9 protein-coding genes are annotated in these 19,099 nt (G+C 38.0%); 6 read left to right on the top strand and 3 right to left on the bottom strand.

All coding sequences use genetic code 11. From position 1 onward, the window contains the following. Positions 1-49: 49 nt before the first annotated feature. From H1A14_RS02970 to H1A14_RS02950, 5 genes are read left to right on the top strand one after another with little or no spacing between them, the layout of a single operon-like run. Positions 50-1,213, top strand: coding sequence for a hypothetical protein (locus tag H1A14_RS02970; RefSeq protein ID WP_194774698.1), 1,164 nt, complete (start codon positions 50-52; stop codon positions 1,211-1,213). After that, positions 1,214-2,113: a glycosyltransferase family 2 protein gene (locus H1A14_RS02965; protein WP_194774697.1), complete on the top strand. Its 900-nt coding sequence runs from the start codon at positions 1,214-1,216 to the stop codon at positions 2,111-2,113. Positions 2,114-2,132: 19 nt separating this feature from the next. Continuing rightward, complete coding sequence (locus tag H1A14_RS02960; RefSeq protein WP_194774696.1) at positions 2,133-3,281, top strand: glycosyltransferase family 4 protein; 1,149 nt, start codon at positions 2,133-2,135, stop codon at positions 3,279-3,281. 19 nt (positions 3,282-3,300) lie between these two features. Further along, positions 3,301-4,749: an MBOAT family O-acyltransferase gene (locus H1A14_RS02955; RefSeq protein WP_194774695.1), complete on the top strand. Its 1,449-nt coding sequence runs from the start codon at positions 3,301-3,303 to the stop codon at positions 4,747-4,749. Between the two features lie 4 nt (positions 4,750-4,753). Next, the gene (locus H1A14_RS02950; RefSeq protein ID WP_194774694.1) at positions 4,754-5,677 is read left to right on the top strand and encodes a hypothetical protein; all 924 of its coding nucleotides are present in this window, start codon (positions 4,754-4,756) and stop codon (positions 5,675-5,677) included. 378 nt (positions 5,678-6,055) lie between these two features. Here the strand turns inward: H1A14_RS02950 and H1A14_RS02945 are convergent, their stop codons facing one another. Together H1A14_RS02945 and H1A14_RS02940 are read right to left on the bottom strand one after the other, a co-directional pair. Next, positions 6,056-10,831 carry an Ig-like domain-containing protein gene (locus H1A14_RS02945; protein WP_394355320.1) on the bottom strand — a complete coding sequence of 1,592 codons (4,776 nt, stop codon included), beginning with the start codon at positions 10,829-10,831 and terminating at the stop codon, positions 6,056-6,058. Between the two features lie 812 nt (positions 10,832-11,643). Then, positions 11,644-15,540, bottom strand: coding sequence for a glycosyltransferase (locus H1A14_RS02940; RefSeq protein ID WP_228527518.1), 3,897 nt, complete (start codon positions 15,538-15,540; stop codon positions 11,644-11,646). A gap of 157 nt (positions 15,541-15,697) precedes the next feature. On the opposite strand from H1A14_RS02940, the gene H1A14_RS02935 reads away from it, so the two are divergent. Beyond that, positions 15,698-17,041 carry a DUF4434 domain-containing protein gene (locus H1A14_RS02935; RefSeq protein ID WP_194774692.1) on the top strand — a complete coding sequence of 448 codons (1,344 nt, stop codon included), beginning with the start codon at positions 15,698-15,700 and terminating at the stop codon, positions 17,039-17,041. A 572-nt stretch (positions 17,042-17,613) separates the two neighbouring features. Here H1A14_RS02935 and H1A14_RS02930 read toward each other — a convergent pair. Further along, positions 17,614-18,567 carry a UDP-glucuronic acid decarboxylase family protein gene (locus H1A14_RS02930; RefSeq protein ID WP_194774691.1) on the bottom strand — a complete coding sequence of 318 codons (954 nt, stop codon included), beginning with the start codon at positions 18,565-18,567 and terminating at the stop codon, positions 17,614-17,616. Positions 18,568-19,099 lie beyond the last annotated feature (532 nt).

Raw genomic sequence — 19,099 nt, 5'->3', positions numbered from 1 at the left:
CTATTTTTACGCAAACTTTCTCCCAGGATTTTTTAAAACCGGAAGGTTCTTGATCCTATTGCTTTCTGCCGGCTTGGGACTGCTTTACTTTAACCATAAGAAAGGCCCCTTTACACTTCCCGTACAATTGATTTGTATTGCCATGATTCTGTCTGCGTTTATGGCTTATCTATCTTGGGGACAATCACCCTTTCTCGGTATTTTAGCCATTATTCCATTTTTTATATGGCCCATATATTTTGGTCTTTTAAAATTTGAACCACCTGTTAAAATATTGGAAAATGTCGTTTTAATGTTTGGAGCAATCTATATTCTGCTTTATTTTTATCAATTTTCCAATCCTTCAAATATTCTTTTTAATGTTGGCGTATCAGTCCGGGACGATGAATTTATTGAAAGCAGAGGGATAATCCGGGTATTGTTCCCCGGGGTAGGTATTTTTTGGCTGGCCACCTACATCGCTTTGACCAAATTAACCCGAAATGAACCCTACAAAGTCATTTGGGCAGTGATGGTGGTACTGGGTTTGATTATACCATTTATGCAGGCAACCAGAACTTTTATTTTACCTACACTTCTGGTTTTCCTTTATCACTTTTTAAAAAATATATCTTTGGGTAAAAAAATAGCCATAGGTGTTTTGATCGTAATCAGTGGCTTTTTTTTATTGGAATTGGCAAAACCTATATTAGAAGGACTTCAAGAAAGCCAAGAAAGGACGACCGCTGAAGGGACCAAAGACATTCGGTATATCGCTGCCATGTATTTTTTGACTGAGTTCCCTCAAAGTCCTGTCAATTATTTTTTCGGAAATGGAATGGGACATGAAAGAGGGCCCTATGGTCAATTTATTGCTCATTTGGCTGAGAAAGGATTTTTTATTTCAGATATTGGGATTTTTGGTATTTATACCTATTTCGGTCTGTTAGCTGTATTGGGATGGATCCTGATATTTTTTAAAGTTTTCACACTATCTGTTGCTCCACAATTTGTTTATGCCAAATACTATTTCTTTAATGTACTCTTTGGGGCCATTACAGGCTCAACTTTGTATCATCCAAATTATATGATTACTAGTGTTTTTGCTTTGTATATTTTTCAAATTACCATGCGTCCAAAGCATATTGAAGCATTGAAAAAAATTCTTAAGTTCAAATTGAAAGAAATTCAAGGCAAAACGAATACAGAATCAAAAGCTTTTAAACCTTCATAAATGATAATTTCCTGTTGCGTAAATACTTATAAAAGACCAGAGTTATTAAGGAAATTGCTTTTGAGTTTGGAAAATCAAAAACTTGAAGCGGATTGGGAATTGGAAGTCATCGTGGTAGACAATGACCCTCTTAAATTGGGATCATCCATTGTTAAAGAGTTTGAAAATAGTCTTTCCTTTAATATTTTTTATTATGAGCAACCGATCAAAAATATCAGCTTGACCCGAAATAAAGGGGTTGCGATGGCCAAAGGTGAACTGGTGTTTTTTATCGATGACGATGGATTTGCAATTGAAACGTGGATGATGGAAATGATCAACTGCATGAGGAAGTACAAAGCAGATGCCGTTTTTGGAACAGTTTTACCTTATTATGAAGAAGGTGTGCCGGAATGGATCAAAAAAGGGGAGTTTTTTGAAAGATTAATTCAGGAAACGGGAGAGAAATCAAAATTTACCAGGACAGGAAATTGCTTAGTGAAATCCATTCTATTGAAATCTTTAGAAGGACCTTTTGATCCTAAATTTGGACTTACGGGTGGAGAGGATGTCAATTTGTTTGAAAAATTATCAAGGAGTTATTTGTTCATTTTTTGTAAGGAAGGAATTGTTTTTGATTTCATTCCGAAGGAAAGGGCAACTTTTTTTTGGATCTTTAAGAGACACTTTAGAACAGGAAGTACTTTTACGAAAAACAAAATATTATCTTCAAAAAATAAAATAATGACTAGGATTTTCTATATTTTTAGGTCTATTCTAGGAATACTTTTTAGTATTTTTAAACTTTTTATATATGCATTTAGCCATTCTGAAATAATTAAAAACGTCTTTAGACTTTCAAGTTATATTGGTCATTTATCCGGGTCCATTAATTTAGTTTATAAAGAATATAAAAGATAAACCTAGATTCAAGGAATAAATGAATATTATTCACATTTCATTCGATTTTCCTGACCCAATAAATCCCAGGAAAACAAAAGCGGTAGCAAATTTAATTGAAGCTCAATCCAAGTATCAAAATGTGGTTTTTTCCTTAAATAGAAGTACCAACATATTTTCTGATTACTTATTCAAAAAAAAAGACAACATTTACTATGGTAGAATTTGGGGACTTCCATATGGGATTGGGTTAAGAATATCGATGTTTATTGCCTATAAGCGTATATTTCAAATATTGAAAAACGAAAATATTAAGGTTTCTTTAATTCACGCCCATAAATTAACGTTTGAAGGAATTGTTGCATATTTTTTAACTAAAAAATTAAACGTTCCGTTCATATTGACTTTCAGAGGTGACACTGATTTAAAACTATTATCGTATAAAATTGAATTAAGACACCTTTACAAAAAAATACTGAAAAAGTCAAAAAAAATAATTTTTTTAGCACCCTGGCCAATCAATTCTTTAAAAAATCATTATCAATCTTCTTTTTTCGAAAACAAATCTATAGTTTTACCAAATATTATTTCTATAAATGATTCAGAAAACAAAAATACCGAAAGTAAAAGGTCTAATTTTTTAACAGTTTTTCATTTAAACTCCTACAAAAGGAAAAATATTAAAAGATTAATCTTAGCATTTAGCAATTTTTGTGAATATAATGAGGATGTATTCCTTGATATTGTGGGAGGTGGTAGCAAATTATCCGTGAAAATAATTAACAAATTTATTGAGAATACAAAATTCCCGAATAGGATTAGACTTTTAGGTGAAAAATCTCACATAGAAGTTCTTAAGATTTATTCCTCATATTTAGGATTTGTTTTGCCTAGTTATCCAGAAACTTTTGGATTAGTTTTTATTGAAGCTTTGAATGCGGGAACTCCAATATTGTATTCAAAAAACAGCGGTATTGATGGTTTTTTTCAAAATAAAAAAATTGGTGAAAAAGTAACTTATACCTCAATCAAAGAAATTTCTGATTCTTTATTAAATATTTACACATCCAATGAAGAATACTTATGCGAAATTCGAAGTTTAAAAAAGACCAATTCATTCGAGAAATTTACTTTTAAGAGTGTCTCAAATACTTATGTAAACTCTGTAATTGAGGGGGTAAAAGATTAAATAAAAATTTTAATAAAAAATGCTATTTAACTCACTTGATTTTGCAATTTTTCTTCCAGTAGTTTTTGTTCTTTATTGGTTTGTATTTAACCGACATTTAAGATTACAAAACCTATTGATCGTTGTATCAAGTTATTTTTTTTATGCTTGGTGGGATTGGAGATTTCTTGGTTTGATAGTTTTTAGCACTTTGGTGGATTATGGTGTTGGGATTGGTCTTGACAAAGAAAATCGCCCCTTACTGAGAAAATCTTACCTATGGACAAGTATTCTGGTAAATCTAGGCTTTTTGGGCTTTTTTAAATATTACAACTTTTTTCTGGACAATTTTAGAGATGTATTTACATTCTTTGGTCAAGAAATAAACATCGGTTCCCTTCATATAATACTTCCGGTGGGGATAAGTTTTTATACCTTTCAGACACTCAGCTATACCATAGATGTTTACAATAAAAAACTAAAACCTACAAAAGACTTCATAGAATTTTCAGCTTATGTAAGTTTTTTTCCACAACTTGTCGCAGGTCCAATTGAAAGAGCCAATCAACTTTTACCTCAGTTTAAAACACAGAGGTTTTTTTCTTACGAAGAAGGCGTAAATGGATTAAGGCAGATTCTATGGGGCTTATTCAAAAAAGTAGTTATTGCTGACAATTGTGCTGAATTTGCCAATTTAATTTTTAACAATTCAGAGAACTATTCCGGAAGTACATTGGTGTTGGGTGCTTTATTTTTTACTTTTCAGATTTATGGAGATTTTTCAGGATATTCAGATATCGCAATTGGTACAGCTAGATTATTTGGTTTTAAACTAATGAGAAACTTTGCATATCCCTACTTTTCCAGAGATATCGCTGAATTTTGGAGAAGGTGGCACATATCCCTTTCAACCTGGTTTAGAGACTATTTATACATCCCCCTAGGTGGCAGTAAAGGTGGAATGGCAAAAAAAATAAGAAATACATTTATAATCTTTATAGTCAGCGGATTTTGGCATGGTGCAAACTGGACTTTTATTGTTTGGGGTGCTTTAAATGCCATTTATTTCCTACCTCTCTTACTGACAAGCAATAACCGAAGCAATTTAGAAATTATTGCCAAGGGAAAATATTTCCCAAATATTAGTGATCTTGGTAAAATGGGCTTCACTTTCATGTTGACAGTATTTGCTTGGATTTTTTTCCGAGCAGAAAATGTCGGCCACGCTGCCAGTATTATTACTGAAATTTTTTCTCCATCCTTATTATCTATTCCAGCATTTTTTGGCATGAGTAAAGCCTTAACGGTAATAATTTTTACGATTATATTTCTTTTGGTGGAATGGTTTGGAAGAGAAAATGAATTTGCCATTGAAAAACTTACAAATAAATATTTTGGTACATTAAAATGGGCTGCATATTTTATTATAGGAGTTTTGGTATTAATATCATCTGGAAAAGAACAAGAATTTATTTATTTCCAATTTTAGTTCAATGAAAAAATTTATTTTTAAGACTTTAATTTACGTACTTTTTGTATCCCTGTTTTTCGCATGGATAATTTATTCCAAGGCTGGTTATTTAGATCCATACTATGTGAGGTTTACTACTCCTATACAGGAAAATTTAATCCTTGGAACCTCTAGAGCTGCTCAAGGCCTACAACCTCAAGTTTTTGAATCCCATTTAAAAAGAACCTTTTTAAATTTTTCTTTTACAGAGGCACATAGCCCTTACGGCCCAACTTACCTAGAAAGCATTAAACGTAAACTTGACCCAAACACAACCGATGGAATATTTATTCTGACCATAGATCCATGGAGTATATCTAGCATTTTAGAAGATCCAAACGATTCATTGAATTTTAGAGAAGTGCCTTTATGTTTAGGTAATACAAAAAACATTAATTTAAAGCCAAATTTTGGATACCTCAAAGAAAATTTTGGAGGAAATAATTTATTAACCAACTTTATAGGTTCAATTTCCCCAGTTTCAACACTCATGTACCTTCATGATGATGGTTGGTTAGAAGTTACGATAAATATGGATTCAAGGTTGGTTGAGAATAGATTAAACAGAAAAGTGGATGAATACAGAAATAATCATTTGTTAAACTATAAATTCTCATCAACTCGTCTTAAATCCCTTCTCGAACTAGTTGTTTTTCTTAACCATTATGGGAAAGTATATTTAGTAAGACTACCCGTTCATGAAAATATTCTGGAGATAGAAAACGAACTAGCCCCGGAATTTAATTCTCTTCTCCTTGAGGTGATAAATAAATCATCTGGATTTTTGGATTTGACTAAAAAAGGCAATGATTTCCAATTTACAGATGGCAATCATTTAAGTAAAAAATCTGGAGCAGAGGTCAGTTTAATCATTTCAGAATGGGTATCTGATTACAACAAAAAATAAAATATTTTTAATTTTAGTTTTAATTAAAATTGCAAACCAATTTGGTGAAAATCATTATTTTAAATTAAATCATTTTTAATTTTTTATTTTGATTTCTTAACCTTCCACTATGAAAAATTGTACTTGGATTATATACTTCTTGACAGAATTATCGACTGCTATTTAGAATGTAAAATATAAAGAAAAAAGTAGATGGCTTTATTATTCAGCCTCTTTCATCATTTCCTATTTAAAAACAAGGTGGCAGGACTTATCTTATGTTGTCCTGATAGGATGGCTAAATAATTTAAAAGAAGCTCCTAATAGCTAAATTTATACAAGTAAAAAAGCCTTTAATTTAATCAATTAAAGGCTTTTTACTTTTTTAACCAAAATTGGTTAATTCTTAATAATCTTAGAATTGTAATTGAAGTTTTGGCTAGCCATCCGGATTACATAAGCCCCATTTTTAAGTCCACGTAAAGGAATAATCAATTCAGTTTCACTGGAGTTGAAATCAAATTCCAGCTCAACCTGCCCTTGCATGGAAATGATCCATATTTTCAATTCCTGGCCTTCAGGCATACCTTCGGTGAATACCGTAATTTGCTCCTTTGCCGGATTGGGACCGATTTTAATCTCAATGGTTTTTTCTTCCTCAACCAATAGAGCTTCTTCCTTCACGATTATGGTCACAGTTTCCGAGAATGTAGAAGTCCCGGCATCATCCCATGCCTGTGCTTTTAATTCATATTTACCTGTAGCAACATTTTTCCAATTTAAACCAAAAGGTACTGTTTCTGTGAGGCCCAATTCTTGATCATTGGCAAAATAAACTACTTTTACCACCTCCCCGTCCAAGTCATGGGTTTCCACCTCTAATGGTATATCTACCCCAAAATCAAATTCCGCCCCTTCTTCCGGTGAAATGATTTTAACAAAGGGTGCCAAGTTTTCCTCCTCTTCAATATCTTCCGGAGAAGGGGGTGGGGAAACCACAGAAATATTGACTACGGTAGAGGTACTGCTTAACCCCTGTTCATCAAAGGCTTTGGCAGTCAAAGAATGATTGCCCTGAGGCACTTGTTTCCAGAGATAATTAAAAGGGGCTTTATCGACAGTACCTAATAAAGTATTACCTCTGTAAAACTCCACTTTGACTACCTCTCCCTCTTCATCTTTGGCCTCTGCCTGGATCTCAATATCTCCTACCCCTTCGAATTTTGACAAATGGGCTGGAGAAGTGATTTTTACAGTGGGTGGTTGATTGGGGCTCTCCTGACTTTCAGCCATGACCACAATGTTAACCTTTGTTGATGTTCCTGAAAGTCCCTTGTCATTGGTGGCTTTGGCAGTCAGGGCGTGGTTGCCCACCGGCAAATTTTTCCACTCATAAACAAAAGGAGCATTTTTGATGGTAGCCAAACGGGTTGTTCCTTTAAAAAATTCCACTTGAACTACCGTTCCCTGCGGATCAGTAGCATTGGCCTGCAAAGTTAGATTTTCACCTTGCTGGTATTCACCCCCATCTTCAGGTGAGGTGAGCGTTACTTGGGGTGCTTGGGCTACAGGAGCTATTATCTTTATCGTGGCGGTAGCCGAAGTCTTGCTCAATCCCTGATCATTGGTAGCCTTGGCACTGAGGGCATGCTCTCCTTCTGGAAGATTTTTCCAGTTAAAGTTGTATGGCGCCTCTTTAATGGTAGCCAAAAGTGTGTTACCCCTAAAAAACTCCACTTGGGTGATGTTACCTTGAGCATCCGTGGCTGAGGCCTTTAATTCCAAATCAGTTCCCTTCAGGTATTCTGCACCGTTTTCCGGAGAGGTCAGTGTCACTTGTGGGGCTTGAGCAATAGGAGCCACCACTGTAATGATTGAGGAAGCAGAAGTTTTACTCAATCCCTGATCATTGGTGGCTTTGGCACTGAGGGTATGCTCTCCTTCTGGAAGATTTTTCCAGTTAAAGTTGTATGGCGCCTCTTTAATGGTAGCCAAAAGTGTGTTACCCCTAAAAAACTCCACTTGGGTGATGTTACCTTGAGCATCCGTGGCTGAGGCCTTCAATTCCAAATCAGTTCCCTTCGGGTATTCTGCACCGTTTTCCGGAGAGGTCAGTGTCACTTGTGGGGCTTGAGCCACAGGAGCCACCACAGTAATGGTTGCGGAGGCAGAAGTTTTACTCAATCCCTGATCATTGGTGGCTTTGGCACTTATGGTATGCTCTCCTTCTGGAAGATTTTTCCAATTAAAGCTGTATGGCGCCTCTTTAATGGTAGCCAAAAGTGTGTTACCCCTGAAAAACTCCACTTGGGTGATGTTACCCTGAGCATCTGCTGCTGAGGCTTTCAATACCAAGTCAGTTCCTTTAGGAAATTCTGCTCCGTTCTCTGGAGAAGTCAATGTCACTTGTGGGGCTTGAGCCACAGGAGCCACCACAGTAATGGTTGAGGAGGCAGAAGTTTTACTCAATCCCTGATCATTGGTGGCTTTAGCACTAATGGTATGCTCCCCTTCTGGAAGATCTTTCCAGTTATAGCTGTATGGCGCCTCTTTAATGGTGGCCAAAATTGAGTTACCCCTATAAAATTCCACTTGGGTGATTTTTCCCTGAGCATCGGTCGCAGAGGCTTTTATTTCCAAATCGATTCCTTTTTGGTATTCACTTCCGTTTTCTGGCGAGGTCAGACTAATTTCCGGAGCAAGTGGTTCGGGCGCAATCACTGTAACCTGAAGAACCTCCGTTTGTGCAGTTAACCCATTTTCATCCGTGATTTTAGCGGTCAATGCATGGTTACCGGCTTTGGCATCTTTCCAGACAAATTGATAGGGAGGAGCATCCACCTGACCAATTTTGGTATTGCCCCTGTAGAACTCCGCCATCACTACTTTCCCGTCGCCTTCTTCAAGGTTTACCTTCAAAACCACTTCCTGTCCCTCATCATAGGATTGGCCATCATCCGGACTGATCCATAAGATCTCAGGTCCCATCAATTCCCGAAATACAGCGGTTAATGTAAGGTCTTTCTCAGGCATTTCAAACTCATACATTAAGGATTCGGAGACTTTATCCCCTTCCTTTTCCCAAAATTCAAAGACATATCCTGCTTTGGCCTCTGCCACCACCTTTACTTTTTTCCCGGCTTCCACTTCGGTAGGCCCTGGATTGGTATTGACCGTGCCCGCATTAGTGGGACTCGCCTGTAAATCGACTTTATAAAGTACTACTGATTTTTGGTCTGGATCAAAATCAGGATAAGTGATTTTTTCTTGGATCAAAGTTTCTATCTCGGCTTTGCTCAACTCTCGGTTCCAAATCCCTATATTATCTAAAATACCTTCAAAGCGGCGATTGGTTGCTGCTGCTCCGTCACCTTCATTTGTATTTGACCCTATAGTCAACTCCTTTTTGGAGGAAACAATTTGGCCAGAAAAAACAGGAGAAGATTCCGGAGTGATATTGTCCATGTACAACCTATATCCTTTTCCGGATTTATAGGTGGCGATTACCCTGACCCATTTTCCTTTGGGAACGGTTACATTGGATACCCATTCCCTTAATTCCGGCAGATTGGTTCTTATCCTTATTTTATTCTGCGGGGTAATGCCAATGGAATAATCCTGGTTAAATCGATTTTCATGGGTCTTTCCAACAATAATACTGGTTCCTGACTGACCCTCCCCTTCCCTAAAAATATCAGCCATCAAGGTAAATTCTGAAACTAAAGCTAAAATAGGTTTATGCTCAACGGATGAAACAGCCTGAGATCCGTTGTAAAGATTTCCATTATTTATAAAACCTGGTAGTAACTCAATTTCAGTATTCATCCCATGGTTTTCTCCATGAGAATCAATTAGTAGATTTTCTTCATTACTATCCATTTCATAAAATGCCACTAAACCCTCCTTATATTTTACTGTTCCTGGATCAATTTCTTTTTCAAAATTGGCATTCAATTCCAGATTTTTATTTGGCATTGTAAAATCGTAAACAATATTTCTACTAACTTCTTTATCCTCTATAGTCCAACTGTGGAAGGTATAACCATTTGATGCCTTGGCTGTAGCACTAACTTTCTCTCCTTCTTTGTAGAAATTTTTAGCTAAGTCTACGCTACCTCCTTCAGTGGGATTTGTTGATGTTGAGATTGAATATTGTTCATCTGTATTTTGCAAGACATCAGACAGTGGGGTATACAAATTATGTGAGGCTCCATGTAGTTTTAATCCACTTGCCACACTTGGATTTTTACTTAAATAACTACTAGAATAATTCCAAATGTATACATTGTCCATCCACATGGATTGATCCCTTGAAGGGGCCCAACTTGGATCATTTCCTCCCATGAAGGTAGCCATTAGTAATTGACGAATATCCGAAGGACTGCCAGTGACTCTATATTTAACTTTATTGGAAGAAGCAACTAGTTTATCATCTATCCAAACTTGGACTATTCCATTCGAAACATTTACAGTATTCATTACAATCCGCATTGTAATAGTATGCCATTTACCGGTAGAAAATTGTCCCCAATTTGCTAAACCCATATTATCTCCACAAACCGTTTTCATATCATGATGATACATGTAAAGCCTAAGATTCCCACCTTTATTCCACATTAACCTTGCAGAATAACCAGTGTTAGAATCTAAATTAGGCCCTCTACAACCAGCTGCCGATGGTCCTGAAGATTTAAATCCTGGAAGTTTTGCTCCTAACCCCCAATCAAAACCATTTTCAAAATAAATTTGATAAGTTAAATACAATTCCTGATGAGACCCTCCAATATCACTTACCCAGTTGGCTCCTGTTGCAGTGCCAAAACTCCCTTTGGGATAAAAGTGTCTTAGAGTTTTTGACCCGCTAAATTCAGAAATAAAAAGATTTCTGTTATCTAAATTTTTTCCAGGAGCGTTCCAATCATTTCTCCACTCCTCAACTTTATACCTTCCAATCGAATTGTTTTGAAAATTATTAGACTGAGCAATATTGAAATCAGGGTTAGAATTATAAAAACGTTCAATTTTCCGACCATGGGATATTTCAACAATTTCATCATTAAAAAATGAATCTTCGGTCTCATTATTTACAGATTTTAAATCTATGTTAGAAAAACTGTAATTTGAAATAAAGAATATAATAAAAAAAACGAAAATAAATGTAAATCTTCCTCTCATATCCGCTTCAATTTAAATTCATCAAAATGCTGTATATCTTCAAATAAATTAAGTTGATGATTTAAAATTTAATTTATTGTATTTTACATACAGCAATAAGAAATTCTGTTTTTGGGTGATTATTTGATAATAAATACTAAAATACTTTTAAAAGCAAATAATATTTCTAAATTTTTATCATGATTCTTTAATAATGCAAATTCAGAAATTATTTGATTTTAGGTTCTTTGAATTTTCTGAAGAAAATGGTCAAGCAAATTGGGTGAGGACCAATTGCCTCAAATATTCTAGATGAGTTGCACATGCCAATCTTTATACCAAAAACCAATCAATACTTCCTTTCTTGATTTTCATCAAATTAATCGTAGATCCTTTATATTTTTATTAACAATTCTGATAAATCATTGACTTATCGTCAATTAGATAAAAGCGTTTTTGAGTTCAAATATTTTGATATCTTGATTGATGGATTTTGAATTGAGAAAAATGTATCCATCAATAATGATATCGAAAAGAGAAAATCCCTTTTTCCATTATTGTAGATATGCCAAAAAAATCCTTTAGTCAACAATATTTTTTCCAACTTGGGTATTTTTTACACAAATTGTTTTATGTAATCTGAGTATCCTCAATTCTACACATAGGAGAAATTAATTTGGTATAAAATCCCCTCGGCAGGCAAGCCTACAGCAGGTAGGCCTGTCTGACGAAGGCAGGCTCGGGGAACGGGATTTAAGTTTGGGGGAAGTAGGGAGAGGAAAGAAATGAAAATCTTTTATTTAAATACAAGTTTAGAACAAATAGTACTCCTTTCATTTATTCAATAGCCTCCTTGAAGCTGTAATCACATTACCCACCGAATCAGTGGCATAGACATATATTCTGGATTTATTTTTGGGTATTTTTACCTCTACATATTGCTGTGCTTCCAAAGCTGAAACAATGGGTTCACTCACTTTCCAGGTGTTTTCCTCATACACTTTCCAGGAATAGCTCAGCGTACCAGGGTAAGCATTGAAAGTGGCGGCAGAAAGCCAGATGCTTTCACCGGGTTCCATGGCTTGCCAATGGCCCATGATTTGGATGTCAGGAAAGGCCAAACTGTCCAAGTCCTGATTTTTCCAGGCTTGCTGCAAGGCGTAGTAGGCCGGCTTTAACCTCCCTTCATAGTCAGTCAGTCCAAACCAGGTGGCCGTGCCTTCAAAGCGGTCTTGCCAGCTAAATGCAAAGCCCCCAAGGTTACTGCCTTGATAGGTCTGTATATGGTCTTTCCATTGGTCTGCATACCAGTTTGCCTTGGCGAGAGAAGATACCTCCAGCAGGATGCTGTCCTGTCTGAAGTCACCGAGTTCTTTGCTCCAGTAGCCTTTGGGTCCGAATTCCGTGATGACATAGGGACGTCCAGTATCTATGGAAGTAAATGTTTCCTCCAATTGCTCAATATTTTCCTTATAGTAACTGTTTATGCCGATGGCATCCAATGAAGGGGCGTATTTTTTAAAGTCATGTAAAGTACCGATCAATCTGACGTGATCGTGTTCCTCTGAGGAAAAAACGGGACGACTGGGATCTATTTCCTGGATCTTTCGGGCAAGCCCCTCCAAAAACAACACATAATTTCTTCTTATGGAAGTCAGGTAAGGTTGGGCATGGTGTTTCTTCAGCAAGCCATAGGTCTCATTGCCGATATTCCAAGCCACAATGACCGGATTATCCCGGTGTTTTTTGACTTGATTCAGGACCCTTTCTTCATATCTTTTTAACTTTCTATCGTCTTTTACATAATCCACCTTGGGGTCAAACCAAAACCCGTACATGACCTTTAAGTCTTGTTCCTTGGCCTCATTCAGCATGTTGCGGTCATAAAAACTGGGTTCATAGCGTCTGATGGTATTGGCTCCCATGGCCTTGATCTTTATGAAATCTTTTTTGACCTGCTTCCGGGTCAAGGGTACAAATCCCTCTTCCCAATCGTGCCCTGAGTTGTAACAGACCCCTTTGATGTAAAAAGGATTCCCCTTATGCTGCCAGACAAAACCTTCCTCCTCCTTTTGAAAAAAATTGCGGGGCCTATCCGGCTGAGAAAGTGCTGCTGTACTAAAAGCGTGACCGGGTTTTCCAGTCCATGAATTCAGTTTGTTTTTGACCAAGGACAGGTCAAAAGTCCAATCAATAAAGCTCGTCTTCTCTTCCGGTCTCCAATCGGTGATCCAATTTCTGTCCAATTGACTGAAGAAAAAGACCACGGATTTGATCTCCGGAAAGGATTGTTGGATGGTGGCAAGGGATTGGTTGACCCATGAGGCGCCATTTGCCTCAAAAGAGGTGGAACCAAATTCTGCCAGCATGACCGGAAGCTCCAAGTCCAGTTCCTCAATTTTCTTTTGAAAGGGTTCATAGATACTTCTAAAATCGCTTTCGCTTTGATCTTTGGAAGCTTTGCCATAATTCAAAGCCGTCAAACTGATCCAATCCACATATTGGTCTACCGCATTGTCCTGCCCATAGGGAAAATAAGCTTCCATTCCCTCTACCGACCAAGGGCTCCATACCCAGCTCACATTTTGTGCTCCCATTTTTTCAAACCGGAAATGTATGTATTGCCAGGCCTCTTTAAATTCCTCAGCGGTATTTCCACCGGTTTCAGACCAGGGATACATGGGATTTTCCATCTCATGGGCAAATCGGAGAAAAACGGGGGAATCCAGTTCGCGGAGGGTTTCGGCCATGTGGTCGATATAGTCATCAAAGTACCCCGCTACAATATAGCGGAATATTTTTTTGTTCTGTTGCAGTTCCTCCACATCTTGGTATGCAGCAAATAGGTTTGACCAAGGTTCCCAGGTGATCATGGGGATGGCGCCATGATGGATGATTTTGTCCCAGAGCTTTACGGGCAATTTGCCGTCCCCCCAGGACAGGTAGGTAGACACAATCTGCCATTGGGTTTCTATTTCCCGTTCAGTGGCTACAACAGATGAAAATGAGCCTTCATCCACAGCCTCCGGATGATAAATCCCAAACAGAAAACCTCCTGAATTTTTCTCCGAAGCTGATTTTACCTTTGGGTTCAGGTAGTCATTGTTCCCAAAATCAAAAGCACTCAACACAAAATACAATGAAAACAAACCCACCAATACCACTACCAGGGGTATGGCGTTTCTGCTCAATTGCACATAGGTCAATTGAGCAGTCGGTGCCTTTCGGTACGTTTTGATGGATTTCCAGCTTTTTTTAATTTTAAGCACCCAATCGGTCTGACCGATCACAAAGGCCATGGTGAAAATAAGGGCATTGAGCGAGGCAAAACCCGCCATCAACAGGCTGTAGGGCTGCCAGTCCCAATGCAGCCCATATACCGCTGCAGCAATGGATACCAAGGCAATACACAAATTAGGAAGGCCCAAAATAAACTCCCCTTTCGAAGAATGTTCCTTAGGGGTAGGCAAATAGGGCACTTTGATGTTTAAAAGCGTATAAACAAAGCCCAAAATAAAAACCCACCAGGTTCCCACCCTCAATACCCCCCCCATCAAATGAAGACCCTTTTCTTTGGGATCATTGAGCCAGCCCTGTGCATAAAAGCGGTAAGCCAAACTCATGACAAACAAAGGAGTAAAATAAGCAAAGAACAGCATGGGGTCCAATAACCAGGGATATTCTCCCGTCAAGAGGGAATAGATGGGCACCAAAATGTCAATCAGACCAATCAAGCCAAATAAATAATATACCGGAATCAACCCATAATGCAGGCTTTGTCTCCAGGAGAATTTTGGGATCAATTTTGGAAAAAGATGGAACCAAAGGTCAAAGGTTCCCCTACTCCACTTCAATTGCTGCTTGTAATAAGCAGGAAGGCTTGAGGGTACCAATCCCAAAGAAAGAATTTTGGGTACATAAACAGATTGCCATCCCTTGGCATGCAACAGCATGGAGGTATGCATGTCTTCGGTAAGCCCAGGTGCATGGCCACCAATAGAATCCAAGGCAGACCTCCTGAAGGTACAATTGGCCCCAATGGCCTGAGCGGTTCCATACCCACTCATGGCCTGCATGTAGGGGCCATAAAAAGTGTAGGTTTGCTCCGCTGCGGCTTGGGCCACAAAGGTTTCTGATTGGTTTTTGTAGGCTTGTACCACCTGTACATAACCGATTTTGGGATCCTCGAAATGATGGAGCACATGATCGAGAAATTCAGGAAAGGGAGCATGATCCGGATCCAATATCACACAAATCTCTCCTGTAGCTTGTTGCAAGGCATGGTTGATGTTGCCGGCTTTGGCGTTTTCATGGGTTTCCCGCGTCACATGGATCACCCCTAAGGCTTTACACAAAGCTTTTAATTCCGGATCATTGCCCTCATCACACAAATAGTTCTGATGCGGATAAGTGACCGCCACCATTGCATGAAGGGTTTCGGAAATCATATCAAAAGGCTCACCCGGGCAAGCTGTGGTCAGCATATCGACCTGAAAATTCTTTTTAGGTGTAGGAGGAATCAGGCGGAGATCCTGATCAGGTAGACCGACATAGTGATACCATTCAAAAAGAATCTTCAAAAGTTTAAATACCAGAGACGTGGTCAATAAGGCATAAAGCATCTGTTGGCCTACGCCTACCTCACAAACAAAGCCCACCATAAAGACAAGCATAGACAACAAGGAAAGCCAAAACAATAGTCGTCCCTTCCAATGGTATTTTTTCATCATTTAAATACAGCTAAAAGTAAAATGCTAGGAATTTACACGAAATACATTAAATTTGAAATGAAATACAAATTTATGATTATAAAAAATTATTTAATTAGATTTTTGCTATTCTTTTTATGCTGATTTTCACCTTAAAAAATTACTATTTTAAATAAAAATGATAACTATTTGGCTCAAAGTAATAAACTATTTTAATAGAAAAAGAAATATCAATCTTGTATTTCTTTTTTGGTTCATGTGCATTTCTGCTTGCCAGAAGCCAGAACCTTTTCAAAGAGAGCGTACGGTCGAAGTCAGGTATATAGATGGTAAGGCCCAACTTTTCAGACATGGAGCCCCTTTTTTTATCAAAGGAGCAAGTGGGTACGAACATATGGACCGGATAGCGGCCTATGGAGGGAATTCCATTCGTACCTGGAGCCTTCATGATGCGCAGGAAATTTTGGACGAAGCCCATCAATACGGTTTAACCGTTACCCTCGGTCTGGAAATCGGCAGGCCTTATTGGGGAAAGGATTTCAATTACTGGAATATCTGGAAAATAAACGAACAGGTAGAAGCCCTTCGACCTGTTATAGAAAAATACAAGGATCATCCTGCCCTTTTGATGTGGGGGGTGGGCAATGAAGTGGAACTTCAGGGCGGGGGAAAAAGGCCATTGATATACCATGCCATCAACCGGGTTGCCAAAATGGTCAAAGAAATCGATCCCAATCACCCAGTGATGACCGCTGTAAACCCGCCTACTAATCCCAACCGATTCGCCTCTTTTAGCCATGTACTCACCCATGTGGACATCTTGGGTTACAATGCTTTTGATAAATTGCCCAATATCTATGAGGAAGGCAAGATCTATGGCAAAAAGGGATGGGGAAAGGCGTACATCCTTTCAGAATGGGGCCCTCCTGGGCATTGGGAATCCAAAGACACAGACTGGGGTGCTCCGTTGGAATTGGACAATAAATCCAAAACTGATAGAATGCGGGAGTATTGGAAAATGATGCACCAAGACAGCCTGCTTTTTTTGGGTAATTATGCTTTTTATTGGGGCCACAAGCAAGAAATCACCCATACCTGGTTCAGTATGTTTTCTGAAGAAGGATTTGAAACCGAATCTGTTAATTTCTTAAGGACCGCTTGGTCAGGGGAAGCACCTGGCAATTGGGCACCTAGGATTGAACAAATCGCTATTCAAGGTCAGCCTGAACTTGAAAACATGGTTCTTTTTGCTGATTCCATCTATACCGCCACCATTTTCGCTTCCGATCCTGAAGGGGATCAATTGACTTTTCGTTGGGAATTAAGACCTGAGGAGCAAAGCTTTTATGAAAAAGGAGCTTTTTCCTACAACATGAAATACCTAATGGAAACAATGGATGAAGCCACCTTGAATTTCAAAGCCCCTCAAGAAGAGGGGGATTACCGCTTGTTCGCTTTTGTTTTTGACGGCAATGGAAATGTCGCCTCACACAATATCCCATTTTATGTCGTCCCCAGGTGATATTGAGCGATATGAATTGGATATTCATGGATATGAGCTATCACATCTTTACAATTCTCTCAAAGGCGCAAAGTTTTTTTGGGGTTTAGTACCATAAAATAATCTCCATTTTAGATTAATCTGATTATTCGGAATGTTAAACGGATTAATTATTTTACCAAAGCAAGACTGTCTGATAATGGCAGACTGAACGAGGAGGTTTTACATCAAATAAATTCTTCTGCGTGTAAAATTGAGGATACTCATCAAAACCTCATTCAGCGTTGGGGAGAATGACGCCTGAGATGTTTGAAAAAAAATGGTTACATTCAAGAAGCCAAACAGAAGCGAAGATGACAGAGTCAATCGACGCAATTAAAACGGTGGGGCATCGAGCCCCATCATTTTAAAGCCAAACAAAAGCTTCAGAATCCAGATGTAATCTATGCAATATACAAAGTGCACAGTTACCAAAAATGGTCAGTGGATTTCAGGCATCGTCAATCTTCAACTTCCAACTTCGGACTTCCAACTCCCAACCCTTTTGAAGTAGCACATTGGGTTAGTGGCAAAGAAGCGGATAACCACTGTATTCAAACCAATACCACTTCTTTAGTCAAAACTTTCTCGAAATATTGGATGGTTTTTTCCAATCCTTGGTCCAGGTGGGTTTTGGGTTCCCAGTCCAATTCTCTTTTGGCTTGGGAAATGTCCGGCCTCCTTTGAAGTGGATCGTCCTGAGGCAATGGCAAAAAACGGAGCTTGCTCCTGCTGCCCGTCATCAAGATGATTTTTTCAGCCAACTCCAACATGGTCATTTCATTGGGATTCCCAATATTGACAGGCCCGGTTAAATGCTCATTGGAGTTCATCAACCGGTACATCCCGTCTATCAGGTCATCCACATAACAAAAGCTCCTGGATTGTGTCCCCTCTCCAAAAATAGTAAGGTCCTCTCCTTTCAGCGCCTGAAGAATAAAATTACTCACCACTCTCCCATCATTGGGCTGCATCCTTGGTCCATAGGTATTAAAAATCCTGATGACCTTAATTTTGACTTGGTGCTGCCTGTGGTAATCAAAAAACAAGGTCTCCGCCACCCTTTTGCCCTCGTCATAACATGCCCGGATGCCGATGGGGTTGACGCAACCTTTGTAGGATTCAGGTTGGGGGTTGATTTCCGGATCTCCATAGACTTCGGAAGTACTGGCCTGCAATACCTTTATTTTCAATCTTTTGGCCAGTCCCAACATGTTGATGGCCCCCATGACACTGGTTTTGGTGGTTTGTATGGGATCAAACTGATAATGAAGCGGACTTGCGGGACAGGCCAGATTATAGATTTCATCTACCTCCGCATACAAGGGGTGCGTGATATCATGTCTAAGAAATTCAAAGTTTTTGTGGGACAATAAATGATGGATGTTGGATTTTCTACCTGTAAACAGGTTATCTACACACAAGACTTCATTTCCTTCTTTCAGTAGTTTTTCGCAAAGGTGAGATCCCAAAAAACCTGAACCTCCACTGACTAAAATTCTTTTCATAATTAAAAATTAATAGATGATTGTAAAATTATATGGAAACACAAAATTAAAACTTGAAGTAAAAGTAGCATAAAGTTTAGATTTTCCAAATATTAATGATTTATTTTTTACATTGAAAAGCATTTTTATTTATATGTAATCCAATTTTTTATATTTATATGTTTATTTTTGTATTATTTATATAATTTTTTTAATTATTTATCTACTTTAAGAATGTTTTGATTTATCGCTTCTTCGCAAATTATATAGTGCAATTCAATTTGTCCACCTGAGAAAGGCTTGCCTATGCTTTTAGCAATGAATTTCAGCTACTGATTGATAATCATATATCCATAAAAAAATCATATGAAACACTATTGCTGTATTCAGTTGCAAATATTCAGTTGATGAGTACGACTGTTTGCAATTAAGTGCCTTGTAGCTTTTAAAAAAATGTGATGTACACGTAGAAAGCTGGATATTCCATTTGATTGAGCGGCAAAATCAAACAGCTTTAATAGTAATAGAAGCCGCCTTCACACCAAAAAAATTT

It is taken from the genome of Pararhodonellum marinum, assembly GCF_015354735.1.
Taxonomy (GTDB): domain Bacteria; phylum Bacteroidota; class Bacteroidia; order Cytophagales; family Cyclobacteriaceae; genus Pararhodonellum; species Pararhodonellum marinum.
The sequence above is the reverse complement of the archived record's forward strand: the minus strand, read 5'-3'. Positions and strand labels throughout refer to the sequence as shown.

What these genes read in the sequence shown, in the direction of transcription:
- H1A14_RS02930 (WP_194774691.1), bottom strand. Translation starts at nt 18,567, where the DNA reads ATGAAAAGAATTTTAGTCAGTGGAGGTTCAGGTTTTTTGGGATCTCAC.
- H1A14_RS02940 (WP_228527518.1), bottom strand. Translation starts at nt 15,540, where the DNA reads ATGATGAAAAAATACCATTGGAAGGGACGACTATTGTTTTGGCTTTCC.
- H1A14_RS02955 (WP_194774695.1), top strand. Translation starts at nt 3,301, where the DNA reads ATGCTATTTAACTCACTTGATTTTGCAATTTTTCTTCCAGTAGTTTTT.
- H1A14_RS02950 (WP_194774694.1), top strand. Translation starts at nt 4,754, where the DNA reads ATGAAAAAATTTATTTTTAAGACTTTAATTTACGTACTTTTTGTATCC.
- H1A14_RS02945 (WP_394355320.1), bottom strand. Translation starts at nt 10,831, where the DNA reads ATGAGAGGAAGATTTACATTTATTTTCGTTTTTTTTATTATATTCTTT.
- H1A14_RS02935 (WP_194774692.1), top strand. Translation starts at nt 15,698, where the DNA reads ATGATAACTATTTGGCTCAAAGTAATAAACTATTTTAATAGAAAAAGA.
- H1A14_RS02965 (WP_194774697.1), top strand. Translation starts at nt 1,214, where the DNA reads ATGATAATTTCCTGTTGCGTAAATACTTATAAAAGACCAGAGTTATTA.
- H1A14_RS02960 (WP_194774696.1), top strand. Translation starts at nt 2,133, where the DNA reads ATGAATATTATTCACATTTCATTCGATTTTCCTGACCCAATAAATCCC.